Genomic DNA, 21,206 nt, shown 5'->3' with positions numbered 1-21,206 from the left:
CGAAGCCATGCGGTATCGCTGCCGCCCTCCAAATGAAGCGGCTTTGGGGGCGGCCTGCCGCGGGGTCATGCGCGGCGGAAACGGGGGCTTCGTGATCTGAAGCGTAGGTGCCGGGGCGGCAGCGCTACATCAGGATCGGCTGAATTGGACCTAAGGATTCGCTTAGACGCACCGCACAAACTAGGCAGCGTCACCCGCTTCGGCGAGCAGTCCGTGACGGATGGCGTAATGCACCAACCCTGCTGTCGAGGAGATATCCATCTTGCCCAGGATATTGGCCTTGTGGGTGCTCACCGTCTTCGCGCTGAGCGACAGCGCCACGGCAATCTCATTGATGCCCAGCCCCTCGGCCAGCATCTGGAACACCTGCAGTTCGCGCGCCGTCAGCCGTGCATGCGGCAACACGGCCTCCGGCTGCCGGGCCTGCATGACCAGGCGGTCGGCGATCGTGGGCGAGACCACGGTGCCGCCTCGCGCCACTTTGCGGATGGCGCCGAGCAGTTGGTCCGACTCGACATTCTTGGTCAGGTAGCCGGCCGCGCCCGCGCGGATGGCCTGGACGGCATACTGCGACTCGCGGTACATGCTCAGGACCAGGATGGGGAGCGCGGGATGGCTGGCCCGGATCTGCTGGATCAGCAGGATGCCGCTCCTTCCCGGCATCGACATATCCAGCAACAGCACATCGGGCACGTCCAGGCGCAGCAGCGACAGCACCTCGTGGCCGTCGGCTGCCTCGCCGACCACCTGCATGTCCTGCACGGTGGAAATGATCTTCTTCAGCCCATCGCGGATGATGGTGTGGTCGTCGGCAAGCGTGATGCGGATCATCTGGTGCCTCCCTTGCCGGAGCAGCCGGTATTGGGTATCTGCGCTTCGACCCGTGTGCCCCCGCCCTTCTCGCTGGTCACCGCAAGCTTGCCGCCCAGCATCAGCGCGCGCTCGCGCATGCCCACCAGGCCCAGGCTGCGCCGGTGCCCGGTCTTCGACGCATCGATGCCGCGCCCGTTGTCGGAGACCACCAGCCGCAGGACTCCGCCGGTGTCGTTGAGTTCAACCAGCACGCGATCCGCGCGGCCGTGGCGGCAGGCATTGGTCAGCGCTTCCTGTGCAATGCGAAACACCGCGGTGCTGACCTCGGCGCTGATCTCGCCGACGGGCTGCAGCGCCAGCTCGCAGGTAATGCCGCCACGCTCGCGCTCGGAGAGCGATTCGGCCAGCCACTCGATCGCCGCGTTCAGGCCCAGCTCATCCAGCAGCGGCGGCCGCAGGTCCGCCGCGATGCGCTGCACCGCATCCACCGTCGAATCCGCGATCTCCTTGAGCATCTGCACATGCTTGCGGCACGCTTCGTCGGCATCGGGGCCTTGCTGCGCCTCGATGTAACTGAGCCCGAGGCGCAACGCCGTCAGCGACTGGCCCAGTTCATCGTGCAGTTCGCGTGAAATGCGGGTGCGCTCGGCCTCGCGCACGGACTGCAGGTAGGCGGAGAGCTCGCGCAGTTGCGCGCGCGACGCCAGTAGCTCCTGCCTGGTTTGCTCGCCCTTCTCCACTTCGGCAAGCAGCGCCTGCTCGGAGCGCTTCCGGTCCGTGATATCCCGCGAAATGCCCACCGTGCCGACGACCTCGCCATCCCGGCCGCGAACCGGCATCTTGATCGTATCGAACCAGCGCAGACTCCCGTCCCTGGCATGGCGGCTTTCCTCGTAGCGCCGGCGGATACCGCTGGCCACCACGGCCTTGTCGGTGCGCAGGTACACCTGCCCCCAGTCCTCTGACCAGACCTGGTCCGGCGTGCGGCCAAGGATCTCGGCCTCGCTCCGCCCGCATGCGGCCATGAAGGCGTCATTGACGAGGATGTAGCGCGAGCTGACGTCCTTCAGCCAGGCCTGGTCCGGGATGTTGTTCAGTATGGCCCGCTGCAGGTCGACATCCATGTCTCCTCCTTGTCAGTGCTCGCCATTCATCGCAGGCAGGCATGGGGTCATGCGTTGTGCTCATCAAGTGGCATGGCGTGCCTGCGCTCCCCGCAGACTATAGCCAGTGGGCGCTGGCAATGCTCTTGTCGTTTTCCTGAATGGATGCACGGATGGGGGGCCTGCTGCTCGCGCCGACCCGCAGCCATGCCTGCCTTCCCGCACGCGGTCGGACAGCCCCCGCCATCCGGGCCGCTACAGGATTTCCATGATTGACGGCCCCGCACGCCACCGCTCCGCCCGGCGCACCGCGGTACGCGCCCGCACGGCGGTTTCTGGTCCCAGCGAATCCCGGCAACTGGACCTATTGGCCAGGGACAGCCCTCACCTATAAAGCCGGAACACCCAACACCTTTTCCCTCTCGAGGAGCACAACCATGCGGTGGATCAAGCAAATCGCGACCTATGTCGCCCTGGTAGCGGCGCTGGCGCCGGCCGCACACGCGCAAAGCAAGAATGTAGTGATTGCTTACCAGGACATGGTGGTGCCCTGGCGCTACGCGCAGGACATGAAGGAACTGGAAAAGCAGACCGGCTACACGGTTTCATTCCGCCAGTTCGGCGGCGGCGGCGATGTGATCCGCGCCATGGCATCGGGCCAGATCGCCATTGGCGAGGCGGGCACTTCGCCGATCGCTTCGGCCTTGTCGCAAGGACTGGACGTCGAACTGTTCTGGATCCTGGACGACATCAACGCGGCAGAAGCGATGGTCGTGCGAAATGGCAGCAAGATCGCCAGCGTGGCGGACTTGAAGGGCAAGCGCGTGGGTGTGCCGTTCGTGTCGACTACGCACTACCACACGCTGGTCGCACTGGAACGCGCCAAAATTAATCCGAAGGACGTACGCATCGTCAATATGCGCCCACCCGAGGTCGCGGCCGCATGGGAGCGCGGCGACATCGACGCCACCTTTATCTGGGACCCGGTGCTGGCCAAGCTCAAGCAGTCAGGCACCGTGCTGACGACCTCGGGGCAAATCGCCGCCGATACCGGCAAGGCCACCTTCGACGGCATGATCGCCAACAAGAAGTTCGCGCGTGAAAACCCGGAGTTCATGGTCAAGCTGGTGCGCGTGCTCGCCGCCGCCGACGAAAATTATCGCAAGAACAAGGCTGCCTGGACCGCCGACTCGCCAATGGTGAAGGCCGTGGCCAAGATGTCCGGCGCCAAGGCTGAGTCGGTGCCCGCGAGCATGGCGTTGTACGCGTTCCCCACGTTGCAGGAGCAGGTCTCGGAACGCTGGCTGGGCGGCGGTGCGGCGCGTGCGCTGCAGTCCGCGGCGCAGTTCCTCAAGGAGCAGGGCACGATCCAGACCGTTCTGCCGGACTATGGGCCGGGGGTCAACGCGGAATGGGCGAAGCGCGCGCTGCGCTGACGCCGCGACCGTGTCACTGAAGATAGCTGCCGTGCGCAAGGCCAATCCCGGCACGGCAGCCCCGAAAGTCCTGTTGCGGAAGCCCCTCATGTACAAACTCGAAATCGACAATCTCAGTGTCAACTACGGCACCGCAGGCGGCGCCAAGACGCTGGCGCTGTCACAAGTCAACCTCACCATGGAGCGCGGCGATTTCGTCGTCGCGCTGGGTGCCTCCGGCTGCGGCAAGACCACCTTGCTGTCGTGCATCGCGGGCTTCATGGAACCATCGGAAGGCGAAATCCGCCTGTGCGGCAAGGCTGTACACGGACCCGGTGCCGAACGCGGCGTGGTGTTCCAGAAGCATGCCCTGATGCCGTGGCTCAGCGTGGCGGACAACGTTGCGCTGGGATTGCGCCTGCGCGGCGTGGCGCGTGCCGAGCGGCTACGGGTCGCGCACGAGAAGCTGGCGGCGGTCGGACTGCAAGCGGTAGCCGACAAGCCGGTCTACCAGCTCTCAGGCGGCATGCAGCAGCGCGTCGGGATTGCCCGCGCGCTCGCCAGCGATCCGGCGGTGATGCTGATGGACGAGCCGCTTGGCGCGCTCGACGCGCTGACGCGCGAATCGATCCAGGGGCTGATCCTGAAGCTCTGGGCCAAGGAACAGAAGATCGTCTTCTTTATCACGCACAGCGTGGAAGAAGCGCTGTTCCTGGGCACGCGGCTGATTGTGATGACGCCCTCGCCCGGCCGCATCGCCCATACCTATGAGCTGCCGTTCGCGCGGCGCTACATCGAGTCCGGGGATGCGCGCGCGGTCAAGTCCGACCCCGAATTCATCCGCTATCGCGAAGAGATCGTCGATCTGATCCATGCCACCGCCTGAGGAACACGAGATGCCCGCTTCCGTCCAACGCATCGAACCCACGCCACGCGCCCCGGCCATTGCCGCAGCCGGCGCGGGCCAGCACATGAAGACCGTCTCAGGCTACCGCCTGCCCGGAGAGGGATCCAGTTCGCGCATCTCCACCGTCACCGTGGTCCTGCTGCTTGCGCTGTGGTGGATTGCCAGCCATCTGCGCTGGCTGCCGCCGCTGTTCCTGCCTACGCCGGAGTCCATCCTCACCGCCTTCATCGATGCCTGGCAGGGCAACCTGCAAGGCGGCCAGCCGCTGACCGAACACTTCACGGCCAGCATGCTGCGCGTGTTCGGCGCGTTCGGGCTGGCGGTGGTCACGGCAGTACCGATCGGCGTGATGATGGGCGTATCGCGGATCGCGCGCGGCATCTTCGACCCGCCGATCGAGTTCTACCGTCCCCTGCCGCCGCTGGCTTACCTGCCGCTGATCGTGATCTGGTTCGGCATCGATGAGACCTCGAAGGTGCTGCTGATTTTCCTGGCCTGCTTCGCGCCGCTGGCTATGTCGGCCCAGGCGGGCGTGCGCTCGGTCACCATCGAGCAGATCAACGCGGCCTACTCGATGGGTGCCTCGCCATGGCAGGTGGTCCGCCATGTGGTGATACCCGCCGCGCTGCCCGATATCCTTACTGGGATGCGCATTGCCATCGGCTTCGGCTGGACCACCCTGGTCGCCGCTGAAATGGTGGCGGCTACCGCCGGTCTGGGCCAGATGGTGCTCAATGCGTCCAACTTCCTGCGTACCGACGTGGTGATCATGGGCATCGTGCTGATCGGCCTGATCGCCTACGTGTTCGACCTGCTGATGCGCAAGATGGCGAAGTGGCTGGTGCCCTGGAAGGGAAGGATGTGAGGTGCGCGAGGCCCGGGATCCGACGCACCGAGGTCGGCGCTTGCGGATTCCGGCCTGGTGGAATTCCTTTCAAGATTCGCTGCGGTGTGCTTGACTGTCAACGGTGGACGGTTGACTGACACGAATCCATAGCCCGTCCCCGCAATCGGGAGGGGAATGATGGAGCAACTGCTGATTGACTCGGTTGTATTCCTCGCCGCGGCAATGATCGCGGTGCCGCTGTCGGTACGCCTTGGCTTCGGCTCCGTCCTGGGCTACCTGCTGGCTGGCGTGGTGATCGGTCCGTGGGGGCTGAGGCTGGTCACCGATGTCGATTCGATCCTGGACGTGTCCGAACTGGGCATTGTGCTGATGATGTTTATCATCGGCATCGAAATGGACATCGAGAAACTGTGGGCGATGCGCCGCTCCATTTTTGGCTACGGCGGGATCCAGGTAGCGCTATGTGCGGTGCTGCTGGCGGCCATTTTCACGATCTTTGGCGCGCCATGGCGCGTTGGCGTTGCCGCCGGATTCGCGCTCTCGCTGTCATCCACCGCGATGGTGATTGCGATCCTCGAACAGAATCGCCTGATGGATACGCCGGTCGGCCAGGCCAGTTTCGGCATCCTGCTGTTTCAGGATATTGCCGCCATTCCGATGATTGCACTGATGCCGCTGCTCGCCCCGATGCCAGCGGAAGCGAGCGCCCCGGCTGGCTGGATCATGGCGATGAAAGCGCTGGCCATGATCGCGGCCGTTGTGATCGGCGGGCGCTTTGTTTTGAAACACGCGCTGCGCATCATTCAGCGGAGCGGGACGCGCGAGATATTCACCGTTTTCGCGCTGCTCTGGGTCATAGGTATCGCCTTGCTCATGCACCTGGTCCACCTGTCGATGTCACTCGGTGCGTTCGTGGCCGGGATGCTTTTGGCAGGGTCCGAATTCCGTCACGAGATCGAATCTGACATGGCCCCCTTCAAGGGCATTCTGCTCGGCCTGTTTTTTATCGCAGTCGGCATGTCGATTGATTTTAGCGTCGTGGCGGACAAGCCATTGCTGGTTGCGGTGCTGGTTTTCGCGCTTGTCGCAGGCAAGCTCGCGGCACTGAGGTTCCTGGCTAACCGGATCAATCTGCCGCGAGAACAGCGCGCATACTTCGCGATTCTGCTTTCACAGGGAGGGGAGTTCGCCTTTGTCGTGATGGCGGCCGCACAGGCTGCTCGCTTGCTTGATGCCGAGCAGCTATCCGTCGTCACGGTGGTAGTCGCGCTATCGATGGCTACGACCCCACTGCTGCTGCTTGCTCATCGCAAGCTGATGGTGGTGCGTGCCACCGAGGAGGCGTGAGCTGGATATCGGCGTGACGCCTTGCCCGCCGTGCCCGACCGGGCGCGCGTAATCACTGCCGGCTCCAGTCGCATGTGCAAGGGACACATGCGTCGCACGGCAGGAATCCGGAACCAGAAAAAACAAAACCCCGGAAGACCGCGATCTTCCGGGGTTCGCCGCCATTGCTGGCGGAGACGGAGGGATTCGAACCCTCGATCCAGGTTTTGGCCCAGATGCTCCCTTAGCAGGGGAGTGCCTTCGACCTCTCGGCCACGTCTCCCAAACTTGCGTTGTGTGAGGGAGCCACACAACGAAGCGCGTATTCTAGCGGCGCCGCGCGGGTTGGTCAACGAAAAATCGATGACACAACACAAAATCTGCTGCGCCGCCAGAAGTGTTCACGAACGGATCACGCCTGTTCCAGTTCGAAGGCCTTGTGCAGGGCGCGCACGGCCAGCTCCATGTACTTCTCGTCGATCAGGACCGAGATCTTGATTTCCGAGGTCGAGATCATCTGGATATTGATGCCCTCTTCCGACAGCGTGCGGAACATCTTGCTGGCGATGCCCACGTGCGAGCGCATGCCGACGCCGACCACCGACACCTTGGACACCTTCGGGTCGCCCGAGACGCTGCCGGCGCCGATATGCGACTTGACGCCGTCGTTCAGGATCGCCAGCGCGCGCTGGTAGTCGGCGCGCGGCACGGTGAAGGTGAAGTCGGTCTTGCCGTCGACGGACTGGTTCTGGATGATCATGTCGACGTCGATGTTGGCGTCGGCGATCGGGCCCAGGATCTGGTAGGCGATGCCCGGCTTGTCCGGCACGCCCAGAACGGTGATCTTCGCCTCGTCACGGGCAAAGGCGATGCCGGAGATGACGGCTGCTTCCATTTCAGACTCTTCCTCAAAAGTAATCAGCGTGCCCGAATGCATTTCCTGCTCGAGCGGCATAAGCGGGTCGGTCAGCGACGACAGCACGCGGGTCTTCACGCGGTACTTGCCGGCGAACTCCACGGAGCGGATCTGCAGCACCTTGGAGCCGAGGCTGGCCATTTCCAGCATTTCTTCGAAGGTGATCTGGTCCAGGCGGCGGGCGTCTTCCACCACGCGCGGGTCGGTGGTGTACACGCCGTCGACGTCGGTGTAGATCAGGCACTCGTCGGCTTCGATCGCAGCGGCGATGGCCACGGCCGAGGTGTCCGAGCCGCCACGGCCGAGCGTGGTGATGTTGCCGTCGTCGTCGATGCCCTGGAAGCCGGTGATCACGACCACGCGGCCGGCGTCGAGGTCGCCCAGGATGCGCTCGTCGTCGATCGATTCGATGCGGGCCTTGGTGTACGACGAATCGGTCTTCACCGGCACTTGCCAGCCGGTGTAGCTGACCGCGTCGATGTTCTCGCCGTGCAGCGCGATCGCCAGCAGCGCCACGCTGGCCTGTTCGCCGGTGGAGGCGAGCATGTCCAATTCACGCGGATTCGGCTGCGGCGAAATTTCCTTGGCGAGTCCTAGCAGGCGATTGGTCTCGCCCGACATGGCCGAAGGCACCACGACTACGCGGTGACCGGCGCGGTGCCATTTGGCCACGCGCTTGGCGACATTCTTGATGCGTTCCGTGGAACCCATCGAAGTGCCGCCGTATTTGTGAACGATGAGAGCCATCTTCTTGTCGACGCCAGCGATTGTGCAAAGCCCTTGAAAATACACGAACATGCCGTCTCAGGCAAGGCGGCGCGGGGCACCGGGCCGATCGGATGTGACCCGTGCGCCAGCTCGCCGGCCTTATCGGGGCGTTGCGGGCCCGACCGGCGGCAGCGGCTGCCATTCCACGCGCCAGCGCGGGGCGGCGGGCTCGGCCGGCCAGCGCCGGTGCATGCCGAGCCCCGCGGCCATCACCAGCGTGTCACCAGCCCACAGCAGCGGCAGCCAGGCCCGGCGCCAGGCCGGGATGCCGGCCTCCTGGCAGGCCTGCTTGAGCGCGCGCGCGGGGCCGCCCGGGTGCAGCACGATGCGCTCGCCGCCAGCGCGGGCGACCAGGCGCAAGGGCTGGCGCAGCACGGCTTCGGGCACGCCGAAGGTGTCATCACGGAAAAAGCGCAGTTCGCCCCGCCACGCTGGCACGACGATGCGGCCTTCGCCGCGCCAGTCCAGTGCCACGGGCGCGGGCGGCGCTGCGGGCGGCGGCGTGCAGGCCAGTACCCGGTCGCGGAAGCGGCGCAGCACCAGGCCGTCGTGCGGAATCGCGGGCTCACCACCATCGTGCATAACCAGTTGCTCCCGCATTGCCGCCAGGCGCGTGGTGGACGGCGCGCGCACGCCCAAGTCGCGCAGCCACAGGCGCAGCACGGCATCGGCATGGGCTGCGGACAGGGCGCGCAGCCCGTTCAGGTCGAGTTCGGAGAGCGTGTCGGCATCGCGGCCCGGACGGGCCAGTTGCGACAGCGCCGTGCCCGCCAGGTGGTCGATCAGCTGGCTGGCCTGCGCGAAATGCGCCGCGGCCTGGACCACGTTGGCGCGCAGCGCCGGAAAGGCCGACACCAGCGCGGGCAGGTGCATGCGCAAGGCATTGCGCGCGTAACGGACATCGGTATTGGACGGATCTTCGATCCATTGCAGCGCGTTCGCCGCGCAATAGGCATCGATCTCGTCGCGCGCCACGTCCAGCCACGGGCGCAGCAGCATGACGCCGCTCCGCTCGTCGAGCGGCCGCATGGCCGGCATCCCCGCCATGCCCGCGACACCCGCGCCGCGGAACAACCGCAGCAGCACGGTCTCGACCTGGTCGTCCTGGTGATGGGCAAACAGCAGCAGGCGCGCGCCGCTGTCGGCACACATCGCCGCCAGCGCGGCATAGCGCGCGCGGCGCGCGGCCGCTTCCACGCCCTCGCCCGCCTCCGGCTGCACCAACACGCGCCGGACAAAGTAGCCGACCTGCCACTGCGCGCACAGCGCGGTGCAGAAGCGGTCCCAGTCATCGGCAGCAGCCTGCAGGCCGTGATGGACATGCAGCGCCACCACGCGTGCGGCAGCGCCCCAGCCCGCCGCGGCCGCGCAGGCGGCATGCAGCAGCGCGACCGAATCGCGCCCGCCCGACAGCGCCACCGCGATTGTCAGCGCGCCCCCGCCCGCCGCCGCGCCGCCGCCAGAAACAACAAAGGCCGCACCAGCCTGGAGGGCCTGTGCGACCTTGTCGGTCAGCGGGGTGGACGGGTCAGTCCTGGACGCCGGTTTCCTTGAACTTGCCATAGGCGAGCAGGCGTTCGTAGCGGCGAGCCTGCAGCTCCTTCACGCTCATGCCCTGGAACTGGCGCAGCGACTCGGCCAGCGTGCGCTTGAGCAGCGCCGCCATGGCCTTGTGGTCGCGGTGCGCGCCGCCCAGCGGTTCGCTGACGATCTTGTCGATCAGGCCCAGCGCCTTCAGGCGGTGCGCGGTCAGGCCCAGCGCCTCGGCGGCTTCCGGGGCCTTCTCGGCGGTCTTCCACAGGATCGAGGCGCAGCCTTCGGGCGAGATCACCGCATAGGTGGCGAACTGCAGCATCTGCACCACGTCGCCCACGGCAATCGCCAGCGCGCCGCCCGAACCGCCTTCACCGATGATGGTGGCGATCAGGGGCACCTTCAGGCCGGCCATCACGTACAGGTTGTGGCCAATGGCTTCCGACTGGCCGCGCTCTTCGGCGTCGATGCCGGGGAATGCGCCCGGGGTGTCGACGAAGGTGAAGATCGGCAGGCCGAACTTGTCCGCCAGCTCCATCAGGCGCTTGGCCTTGCGGTAGCCCTCGGGCTTGGGCATGCCGAAATTGCGCAGGGCGCGCTCTTTCGTGTCACGGCCTTTCTGGTGACCGATCACCATGCACGACTGGCCGTTGAAACGCGCCAGGCCGCCGATGATCGACAGATCGTCGGCAAAGGTGCGGTCGCCGTGCAGTTCGTGGAAATCGGTGAAGATCTCGCGCACATAGTCCAGCGTGTAGGGACGCTGGGGGTGGCGGGCGATTTGCGCAACCTGCCACGGGGTCAGGTTGGCGTAGATATCTTTGGTCAGCTGCTGGCTCTTGCCGGCCAGCCGCGAAATCTCTTCGGAAATATCAACAGCCGAATCGTCCTGCACAAAGCGCAGTTCTTCGATCTTTGCCTCGAGTTCGGCAATGGGCTGCTCAAAATCCAGGAAGGTGGTTTTCATAAAATCACACGTACCTGTCTGTGAAGGGGCGCATTCTACCGGAATTTGGTCGCTATCTTAGCGCCTGCCAGATAGCCCGGACTGCACCTACCCCTAAATTTTCTTGCCGTAATGCCTAATACGTCACTGGTAGCGGGTCGAGACTGCGCCACATATACCACGTAGCCACGGTTCGCCACGGCTCCCAGTTGGCCGCGACTTCGCGCGCCTCGCTGCGGGTGACGGGTTCGCCGCTGAAATAGTTGGCGGAGATCGCGTTGATCAGGCCGATGTCGTCCAGCGGCAGCACGTTGGGCCGCATCAGGTTGAACATCAGGAACATCTCGGCGGTCCAGCGGCCGATGCCGCGGATCTGCGTCAGCTCCGCGATCACCGCTTCGTCGTCCATCTGCGCCCATTCGTCGACATGCACCGTGCCCGCCTTGAAGTGGTCGGCCAGGTCGATCAGGTATTCCCCCTTGCGCTTGGACAGGCCACAGCCAGCCAGCTTCTCGGGACCGGCGCGCAGGAACTGTGCCGGGGTCAGCTTGGGGCAGAGCGCATGCAGCCGCTCCCAAACGGACTGCGCCGCCTTGACCGAAATTTGCTGGCCCACCACCGCGCGAGCCAGCGTGACGAACGGATCGCCGCGCGACACCAGGTGCGCCGGGCCGTAGGTCGGGATCATCTTGCGCAGGATGCGGTCGCGCTTCATCAGGTCGGCGCAGGCCTCGTCCCAGTAGGCGGGGCGCACCGCATCGATGACGGTTTCGACCGGCAGCGGCACCGCGTCCACCTCGGGCAGCACGGCCTTCGCATTGCGCGCGGATTTTGCCGAGACCTTGGCCGGCTTGGCCGTATCCTGGCCATCAGGCAGCGGCGCCTCCTTGGCGCCAGCCTTGTCCGGGCGCGGACCGGCCGCCTTCCCCCGGCCCGTTGCGGCCGGCGGCGTGGCGGTGGCGGGCTTGCGCGCGGCAGCTTTCAAGCACGCCTCCACTCGGTGGCACCGCCCGGCTTGTCTTCCAGCACGATGCCCGCGGCCAGCAGTTCGGCGCGGATGCGGTCCGCTTCGGCGAAGTCGCGCTGGACCTTGGCGGTCTTGCGCGCGGCGATCAGCGTTTCGATCTGTTCGGGCGACGGGCCGTCGTCGGACTTGCCGCCCTGCAGGAAGGTGTGCGGGTCGCGCTCGAGCAGGCCCAGCGTACCGGCCAGGCCCTTGAGCTGGCGCGCGGCCGCGGTCGAGCCGGTGCGGTTGATTTCGCTGGCCAGGTCGAACAGCACCGCCATCGCGATCGGGGTGTTGAAGTCGTCGCCCATGGCCTCGGCAAAGCGCTTCGCGTGTGGCTCTTCCCAGTCCACCGCGCAGCCGCCGGGCTGGCTATCCTTGAGCGCGGTGTACAGGCGCGTGAGCGCGTGGCGCGCGTCGTCCAGGTGGGCGTCGCTGTAGTTCAGCGGGCTGCGGTAGTGCGCGCGCAGGATAAAGAAGCGTACGACCTCGGCGTCGTACGACTTCAAAACTTCCCGGATCGTGAAGAAATTGCCAAGCGACTTGGACATTTTCTCGTCGTTGATGCGCACGAACCCGTTGTGCATCCACATGTTGACGAAGGGCTTGCCGCTGGCTCCTTCGGACTGTGCGATCTCGTTTTCATGGTGCGGGAACTGCAGATCCGCCCCACCGCCATGGATGTCGAAGTGCTCGCCCAGCAGCGCGCAACTCATGGCGGAGCATTCAATGTGCCAGCCGGGGCGGCCAGCGCCCCACTTCGATTCCCACTTGCTCTCGGGCGGCTCGCTGGCCTTGGCCGATTTCCACAGCACGAAGTCCAGCGGGTCCTGCTTGGCGTCGTTGGCGCTGACGCGCTCGCCGGCGCGCAGGTCTTCCAGCGACTTGCCGGAGAGCTTGCCATAGCCGTCAAACTTGCGCACCGAATAGTTCACGTCGCCGTCGCTGGCCTGGTAGGCCAGGCCCTTCGCTTCCAGCTTGCCGATCATGTCGAGCATCTGCGGCACAAAGTCCGTGGCGCGTGGCTCGTGGTCGGGACGGATCACGCCCAACGCGGCGGCATCCTCGTGCATGTACTGGATGAAGCGCGTGGTCAACTGGCCGATGGTCTCGCCATTCTCGACGGCGCGGCGGATGATCTTGTCGTCGATGTCGGTGATGTTCTGCACATATGTCACGTCGTAGCCGGCGGCGCGCAGCCAGCGGTGCACCATGTCGAACACCACCATGACGCGCGCGTGGCCGACGTGACAGTAGTCGTACACCGTCATGCCGCACACATACATGCGGACCTTGCCGGGTTCGATCGGCACGAATGGCTGTTTCTCACGGGCGAGCGTGTTGTAGATGTTCAGAAGCTGCATGAAACGATGTGAGTGATGAGAGGAGACTGCCGGGTTCGCACAGCAGGCAACGCGGGTCCGTCCGCGCCCGCGCCACGGGCGCGCCGCTGGCACCAGCCGCGACCGCGTCGGCTGGCGCTGGCGCAAATCCGCCGCGCCCCATATCTTACCGGAAGGCGGTGTGCCAGTTGGTCGCGCGGCGTCGCTGGTCCGTGCGCCAGCCCGCCCGCAGGTCGGACCGCGCACGGGGCTGCTTTCGTGCCGGACTTGCCGCTTTGCTAGAATGCCGCGGAGTATAACGGACCCGTCTTCAATGAGCCTGCTGCTGCCCTCCCCGCCCCCCGCTGCCTGCAGCGCCCCTGCACGCAGACACGGCCCTCGCACCGCGCTGGCCATGCTGGCCCTGGCCGCCGCGCTGGCCGGCCCTGCGCATGCGCAGCACGGCCCGCTGTCGATCCCTGCGCCCACTTCCCCCGTCGACGGCATCCGCTCGCTCGACCCGGGCATGAGCGAGGCCCAGCAGGCCGCCAACGCGCGCCGCTATGACGAAGCCATCAAGGGCTTCGACCGGGTACTGGCGACCAATCCGCGCAACGCGCAGGCCCGCTTCCAGCGCGCCTGGGCACTGGCGCAGTCCGGCCGCGAGGATGCCGCGATCCAGGCCTTTGCCGAGATGGCGCAGGACTTCCCCGAACTGCCCGAGCCCCACAACAACCTGGCGCTGCTCTATGCCAAGCGTGGCGACCTGAAGCGCGCCGAGGCCGAACTGGTGCTGGCCACCGAGGTCAAACCCGCCTTTGCGATCGCCTATACCAACCTGGGCGACGTCTACCTCCGCCTGGCCGAGCAGAGCTACGCCGAGGCGCTGCGGCGCAACCCGGGTGATACCCGCGCCAGCGCCGCCCTGCGTCAACTGCGCGAGACCGCTGCGCCCGCAAGCCCGGCAACGCCGGCAGCGCCCGCCGGCGGCCGCAAGCCGGCACCTGCCGGCCGCCAGGCCCCGGCCAGCGCGCCGGCAGTCAACTGACGCCCCCATCCCGAAGGCCCGGACGCCGCGCGTCCAGGCCGTGTGTATCCAGACTTACCGGAGTTTCCCTATGATCCGTTCCCGTCGCATCGTCCTGGCCGCGCTGACGGCAGCCGCACTGGCCCTGTCGTCGTTCAGCGCCATGGCACAGCAGAAAGCCCCCGAGCGCGTCCAGTTCGTCACCAGCGCCGGCAAGTTCACGATTGAGCTGTACCCGGATGCGGCGCCGAAGACGGTTGCCAACTTCCTCGAGTATGTGAAGAGCGGCTTCTACAGCGGCACCATCTTCCACCGCGTGATCAACGGCTTCATGGTGCAGGGCGGCGGCTTCGACCGCGACATGAAGGAAAAGCCCACGCGCGCGCCGATCCCGCTGGAAGCGCGCGGCGGCCTGAAGAACAAGGCCGGCACGGTGGCCATGGCACGTACCAGCAACCCCGACTCGGCCACCGCGCAGTTCTTCGTCAATGTGGTGGATAATCCGAATCTCGACTACCCGCAGCCGGACGGCAACGGCTACGCAGTCTTCGGCAAGGTGGTGGAAGGCATGGACACGATCGACAAGATCAAGAGCGTGCCGACCACGGCCTACGGTCCCATGCGCAATGTGCCGGCCTCGCCGATCGTGATCGAGTCGGCCACTGTCGTCAAATAACACACCGAACAGAGGAAACCCATGTCCAAGGTACAGCTCCACACCAACCAGGGTGTCATCACTATCGAACTCGACGCCGAGAAGGCACCGAAATCGGTCGAGAACTTCCTGTCGTACGTCCGCAAGGGCCACTATGACAACACGATCTTCCACCGCGTGATCAAGAACTTCATGATCCAGGGCGGCGGCTTCGAGCCCGGCATGAAGCAAAAGGGCACCGACGCCCCGATCGAGAACGAAGCCGGCAACGGCCTGAAGAACGACCGCTACACCGTGGCAATGGCACGCACCAACGCGCCGCACTCGGCCACCGCGCAGTTCTTCATCAACGTGGTCGACAACGACTTCCTGAACTTCACCTCGCCCACGCCGCAAGGCTTCGGCTACGCCGTGTTCGGCAAGGTCGTCGAAGGCACCGAAGTGGTCGAGCAGATCAAGGGCGTGCGTACCGGCACCTCGGGCTTCCACCAGGATGTGCCGCTGGAAGACGTGGTGATCGAGAAGGCTGTCGTCGTCGAATAAGCCTATGCCTGCCGATTGCGGTTCCGTGCGCGCCCGCGTGCCGGCATTTTCCTACCGACACCACGCATGACCGCAATCTCCCGCACGCCGGTGGCCGGTCCCCTCGAGGTACAGGCGCCGGCGTGGTTCATTTCAGACCTGCATCTCACGCCGGGCATGCCACGCACGCTGGCGGCCTTCGAGCGCGTGCTCGAACGCGCCGCGCACGGCGCGCGCGCTCTCTTCATCCTGGGCGACTTCTTTGAATTCTGGATCGGCGACGAGGAAACCGACTCGCCGTTCGCGCAACGCGTGGCGGGCGCCCTGCGCTCGCTGGCCACGCGCGGGGTGGCCGTGTACCTGATGCACGGCAACCGCGACTTCCTGCTGGGCCAGCGCTTTGCCGCCGCCGCGGGTGCGACGCTGCTGCCCGACCCCACGGTGATCCACTGCGCCGGCGAGCGTGTCGTGCTGAGCCACGGCGACATGCTGTGCATCGACGACGAACGCTACAACCGTTTCCGCCGCTGGACCCGCAAGGGCTGGGTGCAGCGCGTGTTCCTGGCGCTGCCGCTGAGCGCGCGCTTGTCGATCGCACGCAAGTTGCGCGCCGATAGTGAAGGCAACCGTGCAAGGCAGCTAAACGCGGGCGCACCCGCGCCGGTGGTCTATGGCGATGTGGCGCCTGCGGCCGCGGCGGAGCTGCTGGGGGCAGCGGGAGCGTCGCTGCTGGTACATGGCCACACCCATCGGCCCGCACGCCATGAAGAGGCCGCGGGCGTGCGCTGGGTCCTTACCGACTGGGACCTGGATGGCGCCCATCCGCGCGCCGCGGTGCTGGAGCTCGACCGCGACGGCTTTCGGCTGCTGCCGCAGACGGACTGACGCAACTCCGCTCCAAAAAAAAGCGGCCATTGCCGGCCGCTTTCTTTCCAATCCGCTTTCGCTCACTTCATCAGCTTGCGCAGCTCGCTCGCATCGAAGCGGTCGTTGGGCGTGTTTTCCAGATGCTCACCTAGCCGATCCAGCGCGGCCAGCACGGCCTCGATACGCTCATGCTGGCGCGCCGCATTGTCGATCAGGCTCTTGAGCGCCAGCGACACCGGATCGTCCGCATTGGGCGTGATGCCGTAGGCCGAGAACTCCTGCTTGGCGCCCTGCTGCGCGGCCGGCGCATCGGGCAGGATGATGCGGGCCGGCACGCCGACCGCGGTCGCTCCCGGCGGCACCGGTTTGAGCACCACCGCATTGGAACCCACACGCGCGCCATCGCCCACCACGAAACCACCCAGCACCTTGGCACCCGCGCTCACCACCACGTTGGCGCCCAGCGTCGGATGGCGCTTCTGGCCCTTGTACAACGAGGTCCCGCCCAGCGTCACGCCCTGGTAGATGGTGCAGTCGTCGCCGATCTCGGCGGTTTCGCCGATCACGACGCCCATGCCGTGGTCGATAAACACGCGCCGCCCCAACCGGACCGCCGGATGGATCTCGATGCCGGTCAGGAAGCGCGACCAGTGCGAAATCCATCGCCCCAGCCAGTGAAAGCCCCCGTTCCAGCAGGCGTGCGCAAAGCGGTGGAACACCACGGCATGCAGGCCGGGGTAGCAGGTCAGCACCTCCAGGCGGCTGCGCGCGGCGGGATCGCGCAGCATGATCGTGTCGATATCTTCCTTCAGGCGAGAGAACATCTTGGTCGTGTCGTGTTGCCGCGCCGTGCGCCGTGCCACGCGAGGCTTGCGCCAGGGGCAGGGTCGCCGGCGAGGTCGGTGGCCGGTGAGGACGGAATCAGGGGATCAGGGAGTGTAAGTGATTTGCCGACGCGGCTTTTGGCGCCAGCTTTTGGCCCCTGATCCGTCAGGGACATTGCAGCGATGCGGCGATCAACATCGCCCGGGCATGCGCAAACCCGCGGCCGCAGGCTGGCAGCACACGCGCTTGCCGCGTGCGCCTGCATCGTCCTGCATCGAATCGCTCCGGGTTGCTGCCACCTGTCCTTGCTCCTGTCACTGGCCCCCGTCAGTCGTCCCATCGGGGGCCGGCTTGTCCTTCGCGGCCAGCAGCATGTACTTGGCGATGCCGCGCAGGATATTCACTTCTTCGCGCTCCAGGCCGCTGCGGGCCAGCAGCCGGCGCAGCCGCGTCATCAGCTTGCGCGGGTTGGACGGATCGAGAAAACCGATCGCCTCTAGGCCCGACTGCAGATGCCCGAACATGGCCTCGACCTGTTCGGCCGTGGCCGGCTCACCAGCATAGCCGATATTGGCGCCCGCGTCCGACGGCGCGCCGGGCGCGTTGGCCGCGTCCAGCAGCGCCAGCCGCAACTCGTAGGCCACCAGCTGCACCGCCTGCGCCAGGTTCAGCGAGGTATAGGCCGGATTGGCCGGGATATGCGTGACGGCCATGCAGCGTTCGACCACCTCGTTGGGCAGGCCGTAGCGCTCGTTGCCGAATACGAAGGCGATGTCGCCGCTCCCGGCCAGTGTCTGGCACGCGCGTTCCGCCGCCGCGCGCGGCAGCAGCCGGGGCGGGCCGAACTCGCGCTGGCGCGCGGTCATGGCCACGGTCAGCGCCGCGCCGGCCAGCGCCGCATCGATCTGGTCGACGATGGTGGCGCCCGCCAGCACATCGTCGGCGCCGCTGGCCATGGCAATGGCGTCGGGATGGCGCAGCACATCGGGCTCGCGCGGCGAAACCAGCACCAGGGTGCCGAAGCCCATGGTCTTGATCGCGCGTGCCACCGAGCCGACATTGCCCGGGTGGCTGGTCTCGACCAGCACAAAGCGGACGCGGCCGAAGGCATCGCGCCGGGCGCCGCCTGCGTCTGGCTGCGCGGCGGATGGGGACTGGCTCGTATCGATGGCCGGGTTCATATACAATTCGGGGTTCTTCTTTGGCGCGGCGCCAGGTATTTGCTTGCTCGCGAGACTTTCGCGGCACATATCAGACCAGCGACGCCCGACGTTCTTCTACAATCCGTTGTGTTGTCAGCTGCCCATGAGCGGGCGCGCGGTGCCATGGCGCCCCGCCGCTTCATCGTGGCCGGCCTGGAGAGATTCATGCATCCGATGCTTAATATCGCCATCAAGGCGGCCCGCAAGGCGGGTTCCATCATCAACCGCGCGTCGCTCGACGTCGATCTGGTGCGCGTCTCGCGCAAGCAACACAACGATTTCGTTACCGAGGTGGACCGCGCCGCCGAAGCCGCGATCATCGAGGTCATCCGCACCGCCTACCCGGAACACGCCATTCTAGCGGAAGAGTCCGGCCAGTCCTGGGCCGAGGGCGAAGTCGCGCACGAGTACACCTGGGTCATCGACCCGCTGGACGGCACCACCAACTTCATCCACGGCTTCCCCCAGTACGCGGTCTCGATCGCCCAGCTGCACCGCGGCACGCCGGTGCAGGCGGTGGTCTACGACCCGACCCGCGACGAACTGTTCACCGCCACCAAGGGTGCCGGCGCCTTCCTGAACAACCGCCGCATCCGCGTTACACGCCGCGACAAGCTGGCCGACTGCCTGATCGGCACGGGCTTCCCCTTCCGCGACCTGGAAGGCGTCGAGGAATACCTGGAAATCTTCTCGCTGATGACGCGTAGCTGCGCCGGCCTGCGCCGCCCTGGCGCGGCCGCGCTGGACCTGGCCTACGTGGCCTGCGGCCGCCTGGACGGCTTCTTCGAGCGCGGCCTGAAGCCGTGGGACATGGCCGCCGGCATGCTGCTGATCACCGAATCGGGCGGCCTGGTCGGCAACTACGCCGGCGAGCCGCGCCAGATGGAACAAGGTGAAGTGCTGGCCGGCAACCCCAAGGCATTCGCCCAGATGGTGCGTCTGCTGTCGCCGTTCTCGCTCGACAACGCCAAGCCTGCCGCCTGATACCGGTATATGGCCGCCTGACGGCCATGCCGCGCAAACGCCCGCCGCACTCCGGCGGGCGTTTTGCTTTCTACCTTCTGCACGGGCCTGTGGCCCCATCTCGCCAGCGCGCCAGAGACTCTTCCCATACCCCGGACGGCCATGATCCTGGTCAAGGTCGCGCCGCCCTGCTCTCCCCAGAATGAAACCATGCGCCACGCACTGTGCGTGCGGCGCCAGCAGAGGAGAGCCAGGATGTTTCCCGAATACCGCGACCAGATCTCGGCCCTGAAGACCCAGGACGCCCACTTCGCCCGCCTGTTCCACCGCCACAATGCGCTGGACCAGGAAATCCGCAACATGGAGGCCGGCATCGTGCCCGCCGCCACCTTCGAGATCGAGCGGCTCAAGAAGGAAAAGCTGCAGATCAAGGACCAGCTCTACGAAATCCTGCGCAACGCTGCCTGAGGGAGGACGGCAATGACGGACCAGGACACCACCCCGCCCCCCTCCCACACTGCAGCGCCGCCGCGTGCCCGTGCCGCCGCCAGAGGCGACGTGCTGCCGACCAACTCCGCGCTTTCCGCCGAACGCAATGAAGTCGGCAGCGCCGTGGACGCCGCCGTGCAACTGGTGGCCAGCAGCATGCAGGACATCCTCGTCAGCCGCGCCGGGCAAGGCGCCGGCATGCTGGACGCGATGCGCACGCTGCTCGACGGCCTCGCGCCAGATGAAGCCGCGCAGCTGCGCAGCCTGATCCTCGAAGGCGACCCGGCGGCCTGGCAGGCCGGCCGCAAGCGCCATCCGGACGACGAACTTTCCGCGGGCTGGCGCGAGGGCGCGTACCCGTACCAGAACCTGATGTCGCGGCGCAATTACGAAAAGCAGAAGTACCGGCTGCAGGTGGAGTTGCTCAAGTTCCAGGCGTGGGTGCGCGAAACCGGCCACCGTGTAGTGATCGTCTTCGAAGGCCGCGATGCCGCCGGCAAGGGCGGCACCATCAAACGCTTCATGGAACACATGAATCCGCGCGGAGCACGCGTGGTCGCACTGGAAAAGCCGACCGAGTCCGAACGCGGCCAGTGGTACTTCCAGCGCTACGTCCAGCACCTGCCCGCCGCGGGCGAGATCGTGCTGTTCGACCGGTCCTGGTACAACCGTGCCGGGATCGAGCACGTGATGGGCTTCTGCTCGCAGCAGGAGTACCAGGAATTCCTGCAGCAGGCGCCCGAGTTCGAGCGGCACCTGGTGCGCAGCGGCATCCACCTGTTCAAGTTCTGGTTCTCGGTGAGCCAGAAGGAACAGCGCCGGCGCTTCCGCGAGCGCGAGATCCATCCGCTCAAGCAATGGAAGCTGAGCCCGGTCGACGTGGCCTCGCTGGACAAGTGGGACGACTACACCCGCGCCAAGGAGGCGATGTTCGCCCACACCGATACCGCCGATGCGCCGTGGACCGTGATCCGCTCGGACTGCAAGAAGCGCGCGCGGCTCAATGCGCTGCGCTACATCCTGGCGCGCTTTCCCTACGCCAACCGCGATACCACCGCCATCGGCCAGCCCGATCCGCTGATCGTCGGGCGCGCACTGGCCAACTGAACCCGGCGCCGCCGCCATGCCGCGGTGGCGCCTGCGGGATTCCCGCCATTTCTCCGTCCCTTACTTCAAAGGCCCCTATGTTCAAGCACATCCTGCTTCCCGTCGATGGTTCCGAGCTTTCGCAGAAGGCCGTGTCAGCCGCCATCCAGTTTGCCCGCACCGCCGCCGCGCGCCTCACGCCCTATATGTGCGTGGAGACGTACCCCTACTCGCTGACCAGCGACAGCAGCCATGAGAAGCGCGAGGTGTTCCAGCAACGCGTGGAAGCGCAGGCGCGCCAGGAACTCGCCAGGATCGAGGCCGCGGCGGCGCTGGCCGGCGTGCCGTGCAGCGGGCACGTGTCGGCGGCCATGGCGCCGTACCGCGGCATCATCAACGCCGCGCGCGAGCTGGACTGCGACGTGATCTTCATGGCCTCGCACGGCCGCCGGGGCATCAGCGGGCTGCTGCTGGGCAGCGAGACGCAGAAGGTGCTGACCCATAGCGACGTGCCGGTGCTGGTGTTCCGCTGATGGCGCACTGCTGACGGGATATCCGGCGCCAAAGACACCGTGGCGTCGCGCCCGATTTGGCGCGGCAGCCGGGGCCCCGTGCTGTACCATATCGCCCATACTCGAAAACGCCCCCTTCGCGCACGGCCCCAGGCC

At 66.3% G+C, this 21,206-nt stretch carries 21 protein-coding genes and 1 tRNA gene; 12 read left to right on the top strand and 10 right to left on the bottom strand.

The window, feature by feature from the left end; all coding sequences use genetic code 11:
- Window positions 1-180: 180 nt before the first annotated feature.
- Both ABNX08_RS05870 and ABNX08_RS05865 read right to left on the bottom strand, forming a co-directional pair.
- The gene (locus ABNX08_RS05870; RefSeq protein WP_022534236.1) at window positions 181-831 is read right to left on the bottom strand and encodes a response regulator transcription factor; all 651 of its coding nucleotides are present in this window, start codon (window positions 829-831) and stop codon (window positions 181-183) included.
- Window positions 828-1,937, bottom strand: a complete 1,110-nt coding sequence (locus tag ABNX08_RS05865) for a PAS domain-containing sensor histidine kinase (RefSeq protein WP_022534235.1) — start codon at window positions 1,935-1,937, stop codon at window positions 828-830. Before ABNX08_RS05865 ends, ABNX08_RS05870 begins: the two co-directional genes overlap by 4 nt.
- 416 nt (window positions 1,938-2,353) lie before the next feature.
- Between ABNX08_RS05865 and tauA the strand changes: the two genes are divergently transcribed.
- The 4 genes from tauA (at window position 2,354) to ABNX08_RS05845 (ending at window position 6,432) form a co-directional block, all read left to right on the top strand.
- Entirely contained in the window at window positions 2,354-3,352 is a 999-nt protein-coding gene (tauA, locus tag ABNX08_RS05860) for a taurine ABC transporter substrate-binding protein (protein ID WP_022534234.1), read from the top strand.
- A gap of 88 nt (window positions 3,353-3,440) precedes the next feature.
- Window positions 3,441-4,217 (top strand): taurine ABC transporter ATP-binding protein, encoded by a 777-nt coding sequence (locus ABNX08_RS05855; RefSeq protein ID WP_022534233.1) that lies wholly within the window; start codon window positions 3,441-3,443, stop codon window positions 4,215-4,217.
- A gap of 10 nt (window positions 4,218-4,227) precedes the next feature.
- Window positions 4,228-5,103: an ABC transporter permease subunit gene (locus tag ABNX08_RS05850; RefSeq protein WP_041680980.1), complete on the top strand. Its 876-nt coding sequence runs from the start codon at window positions 4,228-4,230 to the stop codon at window positions 5,101-5,103.
- Between the two features lie 159 nt (window positions 5,104-5,262).
- Window positions 5,263-6,432, top strand: a complete 1,170-nt coding sequence (locus ABNX08_RS05845; protein ID WP_041681295.1) for a monovalent cation:proton antiporter-2 (CPA2) family protein — start codon at window positions 5,263-5,265, stop codon at window positions 6,430-6,432.
- Between the two features lie 168 nt (window positions 6,433-6,600).
- Here ABNX08_RS05845 and ABNX08_RS05840 read toward each other — a convergent pair.
- The 6 genes from ABNX08_RS05840 to cysS all read right to left on the bottom strand — a co-directional run bounded on the left by ABNX08_RS05840 (window position 6,601) and on the right by cysS (window position 12,944).
- A tRNA-Ser gene (locus ABNX08_RS05840) sits at window positions 6,601-6,694 on the bottom strand.
- Between the two features lie 129 nt (window positions 6,695-6,823).
- On the bottom strand, window positions 6,824-8,074 hold the full coding sequence (locus ABNX08_RS05835; RefSeq protein ID WP_041681294.1) for an aspartate kinase: 1,251 nt from the start codon (window positions 8,072-8,074) through the stop codon (window positions 6,824-6,826).
- A gap of 120 nt (window positions 8,075-8,194) precedes the next feature.
- On the bottom strand, window positions 8,195-9,658 hold the full coding sequence (gene tilS, locus ABNX08_RS05830; protein WP_022534229.1) for a tRNA lysidine(34) synthetase TilS: 1,464 nt from the start codon (window positions 9,656-9,658) through the stop codon (window positions 8,195-8,197).
- Window positions 9,624-10,595 (bottom strand): acetyl-CoA carboxylase carboxyltransferase subunit alpha, encoded by a 972-nt coding sequence (locus tag ABNX08_RS05825; protein WP_022534228.1) that lies wholly within the window; start codon window positions 10,593-10,595, stop codon window positions 9,624-9,626. The genes tilS and ABNX08_RS05825 overlap by 35 nt, the downstream gene beginning before the upstream one ends.
- 115 nt (window positions 10,596-10,710) lie before the next feature.
- Entirely contained in the window at window positions 10,711-11,559 is an 849-nt protein-coding gene (locus tag ABNX08_RS05820) for a DNA-3-methyladenine glycosylase (RefSeq protein WP_041680978.1), read from the bottom strand.
- On the bottom strand, window positions 11,556-12,944 hold the full coding sequence (gene cysS, locus ABNX08_RS05815; protein WP_022534226.1) for a cysteine--tRNA ligase: 1,389 nt from the start codon (window positions 12,942-12,944) through the stop codon (window positions 11,556-11,558). The genes ABNX08_RS05820 and cysS overlap by 4 nt, the downstream gene beginning before the upstream one ends.
- A gap of 292 nt (window positions 12,945-13,236) precedes the next feature.
- On the opposite strand from cysS, the gene ABNX08_RS05810 reads away from it, so the two are divergent.
- From ABNX08_RS05810 to ABNX08_RS05795, 4 genes are all read left to right on the top strand, one after another.
- The gene (locus ABNX08_RS05810) at window positions 13,237-13,950 is read left to right on the top strand and encodes a tetratricopeptide repeat protein (RefSeq protein ID WP_022534225.1); all 714 of its coding nucleotides are present in this window, start codon (window positions 13,237-13,239) and stop codon (window positions 13,948-13,950) included.
- A gap of 70 nt (window positions 13,951-14,020) precedes the next feature.
- Window positions 14,021-14,605: a peptidylprolyl isomerase gene (locus ABNX08_RS05805; protein WP_022534224.1), complete on the top strand. Its 585-nt coding sequence runs from the start codon at window positions 14,021-14,023 to the stop codon at window positions 14,603-14,605.
- 21 nt (window positions 14,606-14,626) lie between these two features.
- Complete coding sequence (locus ABNX08_RS05800) at window positions 14,627-15,127, top strand: peptidylprolyl isomerase (RefSeq protein ID WP_022534223.1); 501 nt, start codon at window positions 14,627-14,629, stop codon at window positions 15,125-15,127.
- A 66-nt stretch (window positions 15,128-15,193) separates the two neighbouring features.
- The gene (locus ABNX08_RS05795) at window positions 15,194-15,991 is read left to right on the top strand and encodes a UDP-2,3-diacylglucosamine diphosphatase (protein WP_041680977.1); all 798 of its coding nucleotides are present in this window, start codon (window positions 15,194-15,196) and stop codon (window positions 15,989-15,991) included.
- A 62-nt stretch (window positions 15,992-16,053) separates the two neighbouring features.
- Here the strand turns inward: ABNX08_RS05795 and cysE are convergent, their stop codons facing one another.
- Window positions 16,054-16,797, bottom strand: coding sequence for a serine O-acetyltransferase (gene cysE, locus ABNX08_RS05790; protein ID WP_022534221.1), 744 nt, complete (start codon window positions 16,795-16,797; stop codon window positions 16,054-16,056).
- A 315-nt stretch (window positions 16,798-17,112) separates the two neighbouring features.
- Window positions 17,113-18,048, bottom strand: coding sequence for an RNA methyltransferase (locus ABNX08_RS05785; RefSeq protein ID WP_022534220.1), 936 nt, complete (start codon window positions 18,046-18,048; stop codon window positions 17,113-17,115).
- A gap of 117 nt (window positions 18,049-18,165) precedes the next feature.
- Here ABNX08_RS05785 and ABNX08_RS05780 point away from each other — a divergent pair, with 117 nt between their 5' ends.
- The 4 genes from ABNX08_RS05780 to ABNX08_RS05765 all read left to right on the top strand — a co-directional run bounded on the left by ABNX08_RS05780 (window position 18,166) and on the right by ABNX08_RS05765 (window position 21,071).
- Entirely contained in the window at window positions 18,166-18,984 is an 819-nt protein-coding gene (locus tag ABNX08_RS05780; RefSeq protein ID WP_022534219.1) for an inositol monophosphatase family protein, read from the top strand.
- 234 nt (window positions 18,985-19,218) lie between these two features.
- Window positions 19,219-19,431, top strand: coding sequence for a YdcH family protein (locus ABNX08_RS05775; protein ID WP_022534218.1), 213 nt, complete (start codon window positions 19,219-19,221; stop codon window positions 19,429-19,431).
- A gap of 12 nt (window positions 19,432-19,443) precedes the next feature.
- Window positions 19,444-20,559, top strand: coding sequence for a polyphosphate kinase 2 (gene ppk2 / locus ABNX08_RS05770; protein ID WP_022534217.1), 1,116 nt, complete (start codon window positions 19,444-19,446; stop codon window positions 20,557-20,559).
- Between the two features lie 77 nt (window positions 20,560-20,636).
- Window positions 20,637-21,071 (top strand): universal stress protein, encoded by a 435-nt coding sequence (locus ABNX08_RS05765; RefSeq protein WP_022534216.1) that lies wholly within the window; start codon window positions 20,637-20,639, stop codon window positions 21,069-21,071.
- The last annotated feature ends 135 nt before the right edge of the window (window positions 21,072-21,206 follow it).

Origin of the sequence: Cupriavidus sp. DF5525 (assembly GCF_040149425.2) — a bacterium.
Classification (GTDB): domain Bacteria; phylum Pseudomonadota; class Gammaproteobacteria; order Burkholderiales; family Burkholderiaceae; genus Cupriavidus; species Cupriavidus pickettii_A.
This window is presented reverse-complemented; position numbering and strand designations above follow the sequence as displayed.

What these genes read in the sequence shown, in the direction of transcription:
- cysS (WP_022534226.1), bottom strand. Translation starts at nt 12,944, where the DNA reads ATGCAGCTTCTGAACATCTACAACACGCTCGCCCGTGAGAAACAGCCA.
- cysE (WP_022534221.1), bottom strand. Translation starts at nt 16,797, where the DNA reads ATGTTCTCTCGCCTGAAGGAAGATATCGACACGATCATGCTGCGCGAT.
- ABNX08_RS05855 (WP_022534233.1), top strand. Translation starts at nt 3,441, where the DNA reads ATGTACAAACTCGAAATCGACAATCTCAGTGTCAACTACGGCACCGCA.
- ABNX08_RS05780 (WP_022534219.1), top strand. Translation starts at nt 18,166, where the DNA reads ATGCATCCGATGCTTAATATCGCCATCAAGGCGGCCCGCAAGGCGGGT.
- ABNX08_RS05850 (WP_041680980.1), top strand. Translation starts at nt 4,228, where the DNA reads ATGCCCGCTTCCGTCCAACGCATCGAACCCACGCCACGCGCCCCGGCC.
- ABNX08_RS05805 (WP_022534224.1), top strand. Translation starts at nt 14,021, where the DNA reads ATGATCCGTTCCCGTCGCATCGTCCTGGCCGCGCTGACGGCAGCCGCA.
- ABNX08_RS05765 (WP_022534216.1), top strand. Translation starts at nt 20,637, where the DNA reads ATGTTCAAGCACATCCTGCTTCCCGTCGATGGTTCCGAGCTTTCGCAG.
- ABNX08_RS05865 (WP_022534235.1), bottom strand. Translation starts at nt 1,937, where the DNA reads ATGGATGTCGACCTGCAGCGGGCCATACTGAACAACATCCCGGACCAG.
- ABNX08_RS05810 (WP_022534225.1), top strand. Translation starts at nt 13,237, where the DNA reads ATGAGCCTGCTGCTGCCCTCCCCGCCCCCCGCTGCCTGCAGCGCCCCT.
- ABNX08_RS05775 (WP_022534218.1), top strand. Translation starts at nt 19,219, where the DNA reads ATGTTTCCCGAATACCGCGACCAGATCTCGGCCCTGAAGACCCAGGAC.
- ABNX08_RS05825 (WP_022534228.1), bottom strand. Translation starts at nt 10,595, where the DNA reads ATGAAAACCACCTTCCTGGATTTTGAGCAGCCCATTGCCGAACTCGAG.
- ABNX08_RS05845 (WP_041681295.1), top strand. Translation starts at nt 5,263, where the DNA reads ATGGAGCAACTGCTGATTGACTCGGTTGTATTCCTCGCCGCGGCAATG.
- tauA (WP_022534234.1), top strand. Translation starts at nt 2,354, where the DNA reads ATGCGGTGGATCAAGCAAATCGCGACCTATGTCGCCCTGGTAGCGGCG.
- ABNX08_RS05785 (WP_022534220.1), bottom strand. Translation starts at nt 18,048, where the DNA reads ATGTGCCGCGAAAGTCTCGCGAGCAAGCAAATACCTGGCGCCGCGCCA.
- tilS (WP_022534229.1), bottom strand. Translation starts at nt 9,658, where the DNA reads ATGGCAAGTTCAAGGAAACCGGCGTCCAGGACTGACCCGTCCACCCCG.
- ABNX08_RS05800 (WP_022534223.1), top strand. Translation starts at nt 14,627, where the DNA reads ATGTCCAAGGTACAGCTCCACACCAACCAGGGTGTCATCACTATCGAA.
- ABNX08_RS05870 (WP_022534236.1), bottom strand. Translation starts at nt 831, where the DNA reads ATGATCCGCATCACGCTTGCCGACGACCACACCATCATCCGCGATGGG.
- ABNX08_RS05795 (WP_041680977.1), top strand. Translation starts at nt 15,194, where the DNA reads ATGACCGCAATCTCCCGCACGCCGGTGGCCGGTCCCCTCGAGGTACAG.
- ppk2 (WP_022534217.1), top strand. Translation starts at nt 19,444, where the DNA reads ATGACGGACCAGGACACCACCCCGCCCCCCTCCCACACTGCAGCGCCG.
- ABNX08_RS05835 (WP_041681294.1), bottom strand. Translation starts at nt 8,074, where the DNA reads ATGGCTCTCATCGTTCACAAATACGGCGGCACTTCGATGGGTTCCACG.